The sequence below is a fragment of the Mesorhizobium sp. M0106 genome (genome assembly GCF_040322715.1).
Lineage (GTDB): Bacteria > Pseudomonadota > Alphaproteobacteria > Rhizobiales > Rhizobiaceae > Mesorhizobium.
Window position 1 is genome coordinate 59,316 of sequence record NZ_JAMYUA010000023.1, and the last position, 12,190, is coordinate 71,505.

General features: G+C 62.6%; 10 protein-coding genes. 2 read left to right on the forward strand and 8 right to left on the reverse strand.

The window, feature by feature from the left end; genetic code table 11:
* Positions 1–16: 16 nt before the first annotated feature.
* The 8 genes from tsaE to NKJ55_RS21745 all read right to left on the reverse strand — a co-directional run bounded on the left by tsaE (position 17) and on the right by NKJ55_RS21745 (position 9,689).
* Complete coding sequence (tsaE, locus tag NKJ55_RS21710) at positions 17–1,528, reverse strand: tRNA (adenosine(37)-N6)-threonylcarbamoyltransferase complex ATPase subunit type 1 TsaE (protein ID WP_352451650.1); 1,512 nt, start codon at positions 1,526–1,528, stop codon at positions 17–19.
* A gap of 8 nt (positions 1,529–1,536) precedes the next feature.
* A complete protein-coding gene (locus NKJ55_RS21715; RefSeq protein ID WP_352451651.1) occupies positions 1,537–4,098 on the reverse strand; it encodes a sensor histidine kinase in 2,562 nt (853 codons plus the stop codon).
* A 188-nt stretch (positions 4,099–4,286) separates the two neighbouring features.
* Positions 4,287–5,687, reverse strand: coding sequence for an adenosylhomocysteinase (gene ahcY, locus NKJ55_RS21720; protein WP_023677552.1), 1,401 nt, complete (start codon positions 5,685–5,687; stop codon positions 4,287–4,289).
* A gap of 156 nt (positions 5,688–5,843) precedes the next feature.
* Positions 5,844–6,140, reverse strand: a complete 297-nt coding sequence (locus tag NKJ55_RS21725; RefSeq protein ID WP_352451652.1) for an HPr family phosphocarrier protein — start codon at positions 6,138–6,140, stop codon at positions 5,844–5,846.
* A complete protein-coding gene (locus NKJ55_RS21730; RefSeq protein ID WP_352451653.1) occupies positions 6,137–6,538 on the reverse strand; it encodes a PTS sugar transporter subunit IIA in 402 nt (133 codons plus the stop codon). The genes NKJ55_RS21725 and NKJ55_RS21730 overlap by 4 nt, the downstream gene beginning before the upstream one ends.
* A 164-nt stretch (positions 6,539–6,702) precedes the next feature.
* A complete protein-coding gene (locus NKJ55_RS21735) occupies positions 6,703–7,149 on the reverse strand; it encodes an HPr kinase/phosphorylase (RefSeq protein ID WP_352451654.1) in 447 nt (148 codons plus the stop codon).
* Positions 7,150–7,180: 31 nt separating this feature from the next.
* Positions 7,181–8,965, reverse strand: coding sequence for a sensor histidine kinase (locus tag NKJ55_RS21740; RefSeq protein ID WP_023677548.1), 1,785 nt, complete (start codon positions 8,963–8,965; stop codon positions 7,181–7,183).
* 22 nt (positions 8,966–8,987) lie between these two features.
* Positions 8,988–9,689, reverse strand: a complete 702-nt coding sequence (locus tag NKJ55_RS21745; protein WP_023677547.1) for a response regulator transcription factor — start codon at positions 9,687–9,689, stop codon at positions 8,988–8,990.
* Positions 9,690–10,030: 341 nt separating this feature from the next.
* Between NKJ55_RS21745 and NKJ55_RS21750 the strand changes: the two genes are divergently transcribed.
* Complete coding sequence (locus NKJ55_RS21750; protein ID WP_352451655.1) at positions 10,031–11,641, forward strand: phosphoenolpyruvate carboxykinase; 1,611 nt, start codon at positions 10,031–10,033, stop codon at positions 11,639–11,641.
* A 79-nt stretch (positions 11,642–11,720) separates the two neighbouring features.
* On the forward strand, positions 11,721–12,158 hold the full coding sequence (gene arfB, locus NKJ55_RS21755) for an alternative ribosome rescue aminoacyl-tRNA hydrolase ArfB (protein WP_023677545.1): 438 nt from the start codon (positions 11,721–11,723) through the stop codon (positions 12,156–12,158).
* Positions 12,159–12,190 lie beyond the last annotated feature (32 nt).

Consider the following 12,190-nt stretch of genomic DNA (forward strand, 5'->3'; position numbering starts at 1 on the left):
CCCAAATCCTTAGCCGTCAAATCGAGCGTTCCTCCAGCAAGCCGTGGGCGATGTAGAAATCCTGCAGCCCGGCCAGCGCCGGATGCGCCAGTGCCCGGCGAAGATAGTCGCGGATGCGCGGCAGATGCTTCAGATAATAAGGCTTGCCGTCGCGTTTTTCGAGCCGCACGAAGATGCCGAGGATCTTGGAATTGCGCTGTGCGGCCATGATTGCATAGGTTTCGCGGAATTCGTTCTCATCGAAGGCACCGGCAGCGCGTCGCGCGGCGATGTAGGCGGCGAGCGTGTGCTTTTCGATTTCGGGTGAGATAGTGACGCGCGCGTCCATGGCGAGCGAGGCGACGTCGTAGGCGGACGGCCCGATCAGCGCGTCCTGGACATCGACGACGCCGAGGCGATCGTGACCGGAACGGTCAGCGCGCCAGATCAGGTTGGGTGAATGGAAATCGCGCAGCATCAGCGTGTATTCGCGCCCCTCCAGCCGATCGAGCACCGCACTCCATTCGCTGCGGTAACCGGCGCGCAGCGCCTCTCTAGGCGGAGCGCCTGATATCGCCGGGACATACCAGTCGACCAACAATTCGGCCTCGATCATCATGGCGTCGCGGTCGAAAGGCGGCACCTCGTGGAAGACGCCGGGGCCGGCCTGCATGCGGGTCGGCCATGTTTTGCCGTGCATCATGGCAAGCAGTTCGGCCGCCGCAGCGTAGCGCTCGGCCACCGGCTGGCCGCGCTTGTCGAGAAACCCTTGGGAACCGAGATGCTCCAGCAGGAGAAAACCCTGCTCGAGATCCTGGGCATGGATTTCCGGGACGCTGACGCCGCCGGCCCGCAAGGCCCGGTCGATGGCGACGAACGCCGAAACGGATTGCGCGGTGTGAGCGATCTCGGCATAGGGTTTGCCGTCGCGGACTGGCGGTCCGAGCACCAGCCTTGGCGAGTTCATCAGCACGCGCGGCGGAAATCCGGCGAGCGTGACGATCTCGTAGGAGCGAGCCGAGGCATCACCGATGAAATGTCGTCGCTGCGCTTCGCCCCAACCGGCCTGCCCGAGAAAATCGCGCATCGCCAGCGATCGCGCCGCGCGCTCGAAGGCGGCGCCCTCTCCCGATAGTCTCGCCAGTCGGCCGTCGCCCTGCTGGAGAAGTTCGACCAGCACCGAGGTTTTCGGCAGATATGCCTCTGCCCGCTCCGGCCATTCGACCAGCGCGGCGCCTTGCGTCAGCGCCTCGTCGAAGCCCAGCTCGTCCAGCTCGGATGCCGTGCCCAAGCGGTAGAGATCGAAATGATGAACCGGCACACGCGTGTCGTAGCTCTGGACCAGCGTGAAGGTCGGGCTCGGCACGTCGAGTCCGGCATCGTCGGCCAGTGCCCTGATCAGCGCCCGTGCCAAGGTCGATTTGCCGGCGCCGAGATCGCCCTTGAGGGCGAGCACGTCGCCAATGCGCAGCGACATGGCGAGATCCTCGCCGAACCTTGCCGTCGCAGCCTCGTCGGCGAGAAAACGCTCCAGCACCAATACCGCCATCGAACGCGCTACTCGGCCGCCGCGCGGATGCCGGACGGCGTGTCGGGAAAGGCGCAAACAACCGTGGTGCCCTTATCCCTGCCGGTCTCGATGCGGACGCTGCCGCCATGCAGTTCGACAAAGCTCTTGACGATCGACAGGCCGAGCCCGGCGCCACGGCGGCGGCCGCCATTGGTGCGCGGCTCGAAGCGCCGGAACACTGAGTCAAGCAGGTCCGGCGGCATGCCGGGGCCGTCATCGTGAACGGAAAATTCCACGCCGTCGGCAAGTTGGCGGCAGGCGAGCGTTATGGTGCTCGCCTCCGGCGCGTAATTGGCGGCATTGCTGAGCAGATTGTAGAGGATCTGGCGGACGCGGATCTCGTCGCCGTGGAAGGTTTTCGGCGCTGCCGCCGCGTCGATCCTAAGCTTGATCGCATGTTCCTCCAGCCGGTCGGCGACCAGTTCGGCGGCAGCCGTAATGGTTCGATCGATGTGAACTTCGGAAATGTCGAGTTCCATGATGCCGGCATCCACCGTCGCCAGGTCGAGGATGTCGTTGACGATGGTGAGCAGGACCGAGGAGGACGAGCCGACATGCCCGATATATTCGCGTTGCTTCTGGTTCAGCGGACCAGTCGACGCCAGTGAAAGAAGCTCGGTAAAGCCGATGATGTTGGTGAGTGGCGAGCGCAGCTCATAGGAGACGTGCTGCACGAATTCGTTCTTGATCTGGTCGGACTTTTGCAGCGCCTCATTCTTGTCCTTCAGCGCCCGCTCGACATTGACGCTGTCGGTAACGTCGACGAAGGTCATCATCACCTGGCCGTTGGGCAAAGGGATGACGGCGTAGCGCAAAACGGTGCCGTTGTTCAATTCGGTTTGGCCGTGGCGGTCGCGGCGCTCGTCGTCGAAGCCGGTGATGGCGGCAACGAACCCGCCCCACGGACTGTCGACGGCACGGCGGTCGCAAAGGTCGCGGATCGTCGAGACATGGACGTTGGGTTTTGAGGCATCGGCATCCAGCCCCCACAATGCCGCGAACGCCGGGTTCGACAATCTCAGCCTGCCGTCGGGGCCGAACACAGCGACGCCTTCGGCGAGGTTGTCGAGCGTCTCGCCCTGGACCCGGACGGCGGTCTGGTAGCGGCTTTCAAGGTCCATCTTCTCGGTCAGGTTCTCGAACACCCAGGTGACGCCGCCCTTGGGCTGCGGATTGGCGACGACGCGAATGGTCTTGCCGTCCGGCAGATGCCACCAATGCTCCTGCGATTCAACCGCGCGGTAAGCGCCGAGCAGGCTCTCTTTCCAGCGCCGCCATTCGGGCTGCTCGGCGATCTTGCCTTCGCTGCGCAGGCGGTCGAGCAGTAAGGCGTTGTCCGGCGCGCTGTGCAGGAAGCCGCTGTCGAGGCCCCATAGTTTCTGGAACGCCTGATTGAAAAACCGCAATTTCTCGTCGGTGTCGAAAATCGCCACGGCGGTGTTGAGCTGATCGAGCGTGTCGGCGTGGCTCTGCATGGTCCGCTCATATTCGGCGCGAATGGCCTCGATAGCGCTGATGTCGCAGGCAAGACCAGCCGAACCATCCGCTCCGGCAAAATCGGTCACGGCAAACATACGGCGGTCGCCTTCGATGACCGTGGAGAGCGTCTGTTCAAAGACCGCGCGCGACTTGTGCTGCGCAGCGATCGTGTCGCGCGCCTGGCCGCCGAGGAATTCCTTGCCATCGCGGACCGCCGCTTCGGCATTCTCGGCCTCGACCGCTTCGGCATAGGCGCGGTTGACCCATTTCAGCCGCCCGTCGACAGTACGCAGCCATGACGGCATCTTGAGCGCATCCAGAAGACCGATCAGCGTCTCATGGTCGGCGGCTAAGCGCTGGTTCTCGATCTTCAGCCTGGCCTGGCTTCGCTGTGTCTCCGAAAGCGAGACGAAGCGAACCAGCACATGCGCCGCACTCTTGCGGCCGTGAACCTCGAGCGGCTGGCCGGCCTGCGATTCGATGACCAGATCGAACGGCTTTGCCTTGTCCCGCAGTGCCGCGACGGCATGTTCGAGTGCGGCCGCCGAACGCGGCATCAGCCAGCGGCCGAAAGCCAGGAAGGCCGCCCGGTCCTCCGGCGCGCCGCTCTCGATCGGCAATGTCCCGACAAGCTCGGGCTTCTTGTTCTCGGCCGCCCATACCACCACGCGCTGATCGCGGGAATGGAGCAGCGCCTCCGAGCGCTGCAGCGCGGCATTGACGTCGGCGATACGGGTCCTGAGCTCGGCATTTTCCGCCGCGGTGCGCGCCCGTTCGCGGATCAGAAATATGGCCGACAGCAATGCCGCCCCCATGACGCCGACGAACATGGCGAGTTGCATGACCTCGACCGTGCTGACCGACAGCCCGGCCTTTTGCGCCACGCGGGTTTGGGCATGTGCAGTAAAGCCAAGCATCGGACCAACCAACGCGGAAGAAGCAAGCAGCACCCCGACACGGCTGCCGGCGCGCCAAAGAAGGCTGCCGCCTCTGGCAGCGGAGCCCGTGATCGAATCGTTATGGCCGCCGGAAACGGCCTGTCCCGCGCAAGGCGGGTTATCCCCCGGCATGTCTTGGTCCTCTTCGCCGCCTGAATACAAGACCGCCCTGATGCGTGCGCCCGGGCCTCGTCCCCGGACCGCGAATCAGCACCATAGCGCTTGCGCGAATCGGCGTGAAGAATCAATCAGCGCAAAAATAAAGCCGGGCGAAAAGTCAATCGCCCGGCTTCAATATCTAGTGGCAAGTTTCGCCGTGGTTAATAGCGGTAGTGTTCCGGCTTGAACGGTCCCTGCGGAGTGACGCCGATATAGGCGGCCTGTTCGCCGGACAGTTCGGTCAGGCGGGCACCGAGCTTGTCGAGATGCAGGCGCGCGACCTTTTCGTCGAGATGCTTCGGCAGGACATAGACCTGGTTCTCGTACTGGCCGGGCTTGGTGTACAGCTCGATCTGGGCCAACACCTGGTTGGTGAAGGACGCCGACATGACGAAGCTCGGGTGGCCGGTAGCGTTGCCGAGGTTGAGCAGGCGGCCTTCCGACAAAAGGATCATCCGCTTGCCGTCCGGGAAGGTGATCATATCCACCTGAGGCTTGATGTTGGTCCATTTCAGGTTGCGCAGCGACGCCACCTGGATCTCGTTGTCGAAGTGACCGATGTTGCCGACGATCACCATGTCCTTCATCAGGCGCATGTGGTCGAGGGTAACGACGTCCTTGTTGCCGGTGGTGGTGATGACGATGTCGGCCGTCGGCGCTGCGTCTTCGAGCGTGACCACCTCGAAACCGTCCATCGCCGCCTGCAGCGCGCAGATCGGATCGACCTCGGTGACCTTGACGCGGGCGCCGGCGCCCTTGAGCGAAGCCGACGAGCCTTTGCCGACGTCGCCATAGCCGCAGACAACCGCGACCTTGCCGGCCATCATCGTGTCGGTGCCGCGGCGAATGCCGTCGACAAGCGATTCCTTGCAGCCATATTTGTTGTCGAATTTCGACTTGGTGACGGAATCATTGACGTTGATCGCCGGGAACGGCAGCAGGCCTTTTTTCTGCAACTGATAGAGCCGGTTGACGCCGGTCGTCGTCTCTTCGGTAACGCCGCGGATCGCTTCCTTCTGCTTGGTGAAGAAGCCGGGCGATGCCTGCATGCGCTTCTTGATCTGGGCAAACAGGATCTCTTCCTCTTCGCTGCCCGGATTGGACAGCACATCCTCGCCGGCCTCGGCGCGGGCGCCGATCAGGATGTACATGGTGGCATCGCCACCGTCGTCGAGGATCATGTTGGAGGTGCCGCCATCGGCCCACTGGAAGATCTTGTCGGTGTAGACCCAATAATCCTCCAGCGTCTCGCCCTTGACGGCAAACACCGGAATTCCGGCCTCGGCAATGGCCGCGGCAGCGTGGTCCTGGGTCGAGAAGATATTGCAGGAAGCCCAGCGGATATCGGCGCCGAGCGCCTTAAGCGTTTCGATCAGCACCGCCGTCTGGATGGTCATGTGCAGCGAGCCGGTGATGCGCGCGCCCTTGAGCGGCTTCTTGTCGCCGAATTCTTCGCGGCAGGCCATCAGGCCCGGCATTTCGGTTTCGGCGATCTCGATCTCCTTGCGGCCCCAGCCGGCAAGCGCGATGTCTGCGACCACATAGTCCTTGCTACCCGTCATGGCAGTGCTCCGATGCGAATTGATTGCGGGACGCGCCCGCCCCGAAAGCGTGTCGGAGGGCGCGAGGTGCCGGCCTGACTAGCAGATCGGGAGTCGGACGACAATGGGATATAAAGAAATCTTTATCCGTGCATGTCTTCAGAAGCGATCAGCACGTCAGCATTCCTCGCCAAAACGGGAAGCAACCAGTTGCTCCAGCGCATCGATGACCTCTTCGGCCTCCGGGCCGGTGGCGGTGACGCGGATCGAATAACCGGGGCTCGCCGCCAGCATCATCAGGCCCATGATCGAGGTGCCGCCGACCTTGACGCCGTCCTTCTCGACCTGGACCGTGGCGTTGAAGCCGCTGACGATTTGAACGAACTTGGCCGAGGCGCGTGCGTGCAGGCCGCGCTGGTTGACGATCGGAAAGTCGCGAACGATCTTGTCCTTTTCCGGCAACAGCGCGCTCATTTGCTGCTCAGGAGTTGACTGGCGACATTGATGTATTTACGGCCGGCAGCCTGCGCCTCTTCCAGCGCGGCCGTCATGTTGTCGCCCTTGCGAACGCTGGACAGCTTGATCAGCATCGGCAGGTTCATGCCGGCAATGACCTCGATACGCCCGGATTCCATCACGGAAATGGCGAGGTTAGAGGGCGTGCCGCCGAACATGTCGGTCAAAACGATGACGCCTGATCCCGTATCGACGCGGCCGACTGCCTCGATAATGTCGCGGCGGCGCTGTTCCATATCGTCGTCGGCACCGATCGCCACGGTCTCGAAATTGTCTTGTGGCCCAACGACATGTTCCACGGCATTGCGGAACTCGGCGGCCAGTTGACCGTGCGTTACAAGCACGAGTCCGATCATTCTTTGGTGGCTCCCGTCATCGCCGCTTCACAGGCGCATTTTATGCTCGCCGACCGTTCCAGGTGGCGGGAGCGCTATCTTGTCGACGCAAGGCCCGTTGACAAGCCCAAAATTGCGCCGGCCCAAGCCAATTTGACGCATTGCAGCAAAAAATCGAAATCGGATCACAGGAAAGGCGCAATCGACAGGCGCGACATCACTGCTGGCAAGGCCGCCGCTAGATTGCGCCCGGCAAGATCGATGCGCGGCACTGGTACGCCGACAACGAGTTCGCTGCAGTCTTCCTGGAAGCGGGCCATTTTGCCGGCTGGCACCAGCCGGATAATGAGGTCGATCACGCAGCTTGGCTCGAACCGTATCGGTTTGGGGCCGAATCCCGGCACCTCGACGAGGCCGGCTATGCTGGCCGGTGCGCGGCAGACCAGCCGCCCGTCGCAATCTGCAGCATAGAGCTGGTCATCGCCGATCAGCCGGGAAAACAGCCCACGCTGGCTGCAATGATCGATCAAGGCGAGCGCCAGCGTCGTCTTGCCCAAGCCGGACGGTCCGGTGATGAGAATGCCGCGATCCCCTATCAGGATCGCGGTGCCGTGAATGTTTTCAGGCTGCACAATAGGACCAGGCGTGATTGGAATTCATCCGTCAGCCTTCCGCCGGCAGCGTCACCACGAAGCGCGCGCCCTTGATCTCGCCAGGCTTGGTGCCCGGGATGTTCTCGGCGCTCAGCGTGCCGCCATGGGCTTCAACGATCTGCCTGGATATCGACAGGCCAAGGCCCGAGTTCTGACCGAACGCCTCGCCGGCCGGCCGATCGGTATAGAACCGCTCGAAAATGCGGTCGATGTTATCGGCACGGATACCGGGTCCATTGTCGTCGATGGTGACGATGTTGAACTTGCCGGCGCGCGCCAGCGATATGGTGATGTGGCCACGTTCCTCGGGAACGAACGAGCGGGCATTCTCGATCAGGTTGGTGATCACCTGGCCGATCCTCAGGTCATGACCGACGACGAAGTAGCCTTTCACGCCCTGTGGCAGTTTGGCGACCTTGAATTCGATCTCGACCGCCTTCTTGTTGCGCGTGGCCTCGCGCGAGACGGCGACCAGATCGGTGATGAACTTCTTGAGGTCGACGGTTCCCGCATCTTCCCGCGCCAGCTCGGCATCGAGACGGGAGGCATCGGAAATATCGGTGATGAGACGGTCAAGCCGCCTCACATCGTGCTGGATGATATCCATCAGCCGGCTGCGCGAATTGTCGTTCCTGGCCAGCGGCAATGTCTCCACCGCGCTGCGCAGCGAGGTAAGCGGGTTCTTCAACTCGTGCGAGACATCCGCGGCAAAACTTTCGATCGCCTCGATGCGGGCGTAGAGCGCATTGGTCATGTCGCGCACGGCGATCGACAGATTGCCGATCTCGTCCTGGCGGTCGGAGAAGTCGGGGATTTCCTCGCGGTTCTTGACGCCGCGGCGAACCCTGACCGCCGCCGCGGAAAGCCGGCGCAGCGGGTTGGCGATAGTGGAGGCCAGCAGCATCGACAGGATGGCGGTAACCAGGGCGGCAATGCCGAACACGCGCAGGATCGCCTTGCGCTCGGCCGCGACGATCTTGTCGATGTCGCCGCCTTCGGTCGACAGCATCAGCACGCCGAGAACGGCACGGAAGCGCTGGATCGGCACCGCCACGGAAACGATCTGCTCGCCCTGCTCCGATATCCGCACGATCGTCGACGGACTGCCGGTAAGCGCCTTGACCACTTCCGGAAACGCGGCACCGTTGCCGCCCGGCTGCTCGCGATAGACGGGCAGCTGCTTGTTGCGGAAGAAATCGAAGACGAATTTCTGGATGCGCTCCAGAAGGTCCGGCTGCTCCTCTTCGACCGGCGGCAGGTCGTAGCGAAGGATCTGGCCGCGCGAATAGAGATGGCGGGAATCGAGCAGCAGGTTGGCGTCACGGTCGTAAATGCGGGCGCGTGTGCGCGTCGGCGAGATCAAGCGCCTGAGCACCGGCGCCACGCGCTCCGGATTGATCGGGAAATCGAGATTGTCGAGCTGATCGGAGCCCGGGCCGAGGCTTTCGCCGGCCTGCAACTCGAGCAGCTTCTCCGGATCGATGCTGATCGAATCGGTCTCGACCGTCGCCGAGGCGGCGATCGCGCCGGCGATGATCTCGCCTTGAGTCATCAGGCTCTCGACACGGGCGTCGATCAGCCCGTCGCGAAAGGTATTGAGATAGAGAATGCCGGTGACCAGGACGGCAAGGCCGGCAAGGTTGAGAAAGAGGATACGCCGCGTCAGGCTGGAAAAGATGTGATGGCCGAGAAACCGGCGCATCGGCACCGTAATTTTCGACACGAAGGCGGGCAGAATCCGCGGCGGGCGCCTGGCGGCGCCCGACCGTCTCACTCGCTCTACTTGCACTGCCATCGAATAGCAGCTCCCGCTCGACTCAAGCTTCGCGGAACCGATATCCGACTCCGTAAAGGGTTTCGATCATTTCGAAGTCATCATCAACGGCCTTGAACTTTTTGCGCAGCCGCTTGATGTGACTGTCGATGGTGCGGTCATCGACATAGACCTGCTCATCATAAGCCGAATCCATCAGCGCATCACGGCTTTTTACGACCCCCGGACGCTGTGCCAGCGAATGCAGGATGAGGAACTCGGTGACGGTAAGCGTCACCGGCTCGCCCTTCCAGGTGCAGGTGTGGCGCTCCTGGTCCATGACAAGCTGGCCGCGCTCAAGCGACCGGGCCTGCTGGTTGGGCGCCTTGGCCGCCGCCTCGCGGGTGCTGGCGCGGCGCAGCACGGCGCGGACGCGCTCCACCAGAAGACGCTGCGAGAAGGGTTTGCGGATGAAGTCGTCGGCGCCCATCTTGAGGCCGAACAGTTCATCGATCTCATCGTCCTTGGAGGTCAGGAAGATTACCGGCAGGTCGGATTTCTGACGCATCCGGCGCAGCAACTCCATGCCGTCCATGCGCGGCATCTTGATGTCGAGGATGGCGAGGTTCGGCGGGCGCGCCGCCAGTCCCTCCAGCGCCGATGCCCCATCCGTGTAGGTTTCGACCCGATAACCCTCGGATTCGAGGGCGATCGAAACCGAAGTCAGAATGTTGCGATCGTCGTCGACAAGCGCGATTGTTGCCATTTCAAGCGGCTCCCTCATGAGCTGTCCCTTCTTTCGTCGAGAAGGGGCTTTTGCAGGACAAATTAGGTACAAAATGTGGCACAGGCTGTATCCGCTGTCACGCGCGGCATGTCGACGGCCACAATTGTACCTCGATATGGATTGGACGAATGAACATCGCCAATCCTTGGGCAACCATCAGTGTTTTTGCACATATAAACGATTTAAACAACTTTCAAAATATTTAAATCGATTAATGATTTGATATCATTCGCCTTTTCTGGTTTTGACGTTTTTAGCTCCTGCAATGGGGGTTCCGGAATTCGCCGGTAAAGACGCGGTAAATCGAAGAAGGGACACCCATGTCGGAAGCCGGCAAACGCAATCCTGCATGTGCAATCGATCGCATCGGCCTGAGAACCACGGGGGTGGTGCGCTATAATTTCGGCGCGGCCGCGCTCTACGAGGAGGCAATCCGCCGTGGCGAGGCCCGACTCACCGCGCATGGCGCGCTTGCCGCCGAGACCGGGCAGCACACCGGCCGCTCGCCCAGGGACAAATTCGTGGTGCGCGACGAAAGCACCGCGCCGCATATATGGTGGGACAACAACAAAGCGATTTCGCCGATCCAGTTCGATACGCTGCTTGCCGATTTTCGCGCCCACGCGGCCGGAAAGGATCTTTATGTGCAGGACCTGGTCGGCGGCGCCGACGAGGAACTGAAGCTGCCGACCAGGGTGATCACGGAGCTTGCCTGGCACTCCTTGTTCATCCGCAATCTGCTCATCCGACCGGCCGCCGCCGAACTCGAGCATTTCATGCCCGATTTGACGATCATCGACCTGCCGTCGTTCCGCGCCGATCCCGCCCGCCACGGCACGCGCGGCGAAACGGTGATTGCCGTCGATCTTTCGCACATGATCGTGTTGATCGGCGGTACCTCGTATGCCGGTGAGATGAAGAAGTCGGTGTTCACCGTACTCAACTATCTGCTCCCGGCAAAGGGTGTGATGCCGATGCACTGCTCGGCCAATGAAGGGCCCGTCGGCGACGCGGCCGTTTTCTTCGGCCTTTCCGGGACCGGCAAGACGACGTTGTCGGCCGACCCGTCGCGCACGCTGGTCGGCGACGACGAGCATGGCTGGGGACCGCACGGCATCTTCAATTTCGAGGGCGGCTGCTATGCCAAGACGATCAAGCTTTCGGCCGAAGCCGAGCCGGAGATCTTCGCCACCACCCAGCGCTTCGGCACGGTGCTGGAGAATGTGGCGCTCGACGCAGGCCGCGTGCCGGATTTCGACGATGGCGGGCTGACCGAAAACACACGCTGCGCCTATCCGCTCCACTTCATCCCCAATGCCAGCAAGACGGGGCGCGCCAGCCACCCGAAGAACATCATCATGCTGACCGCCGACGCATTCGGTGTGATGCCGCCGATCGCGCGGCTGACCCCGGCGCAGGCCATGTACCATTTCCTCTCCGGCTATACCGCCAAGGTGGCGGGGACCGAGAAGGGCGTTACGGAACCCGAAGCGACATTTTCGACATGCTTCGGCGCACCGTTCATGCCGCGGCATCCGTCGGAATATGGCAATCTGCTGCGCGAGCTCATCGCCCGCCACGGCGTCGATTGCTGGCTGGTCAACACCGGCTGGACCGGCGGCGCCTACGGCACCGGCAAACGAATGCCGATCAAAGCAACACGGGCGCTGCTTGCGGCGGCGCTCGACGGCTCGCTAAAAGCGGCCGACTTCCGCACCGACGCCAATTTCGGTTTCGACGTACCGGTGACGGTTGCCGGCGTCGACCGCGCCATTCTCGACCCTAGATCGACCTGGATCGACAAGCCCGCCTACGACCGGCAGGCGGCAAGGCTGGTCGGCATGTTCGTCGACAATTTCGAGAAATTCGAAGCCCATGTCGACGCCACGGTGCTCGGCGCCGCACCACGCATGCAGGTAGCGGCTGAATAGCCGTCGCCCCTGGTGATGCTTCAAGGCCCGGCTTCGATCGGGCCTTTTCTTTTTTCGCCTGCCGCGCCATGAGTGCGGCATGAACGCCGACGACAAGATCATCATTACCGACGATGCGGTGATTAATCCGGGCGACCTGCACGAGGACTTCATCCGTTCGTCCGGCCCGGGCGGCCAGAACGTCAACAAGGTGGCGACGGCAGTGCAATTGCGCTTCGATGCCGCCAATGCGGCTGGCCTGTCGGAGCGGGTGCGCGAACGGACCATCAAGCTTGCCGGCCAGCGCGCCACCAAGGACGGCGTCATCGTCATTGAAGCCGGACGCTTCCGCACCCAGGAGCAGAACCGGGCGGACGCCCGGGCGCGGCTGACGGCACTGGTCGCCAAGGCCGCCGAACCACCACCACCGCCGCGCAAGAAGACCAGGCCGTCCAAAGGCGCGGTCGAAAGACGGCTCAAGAGCAAGGCCGGGCGCGGCTCGATCAAGAAACTGCGCGGCCGGGTCGGGGATGAGTGACAGCCGAAGCGGCTTCGGATCTCAGATCGCCG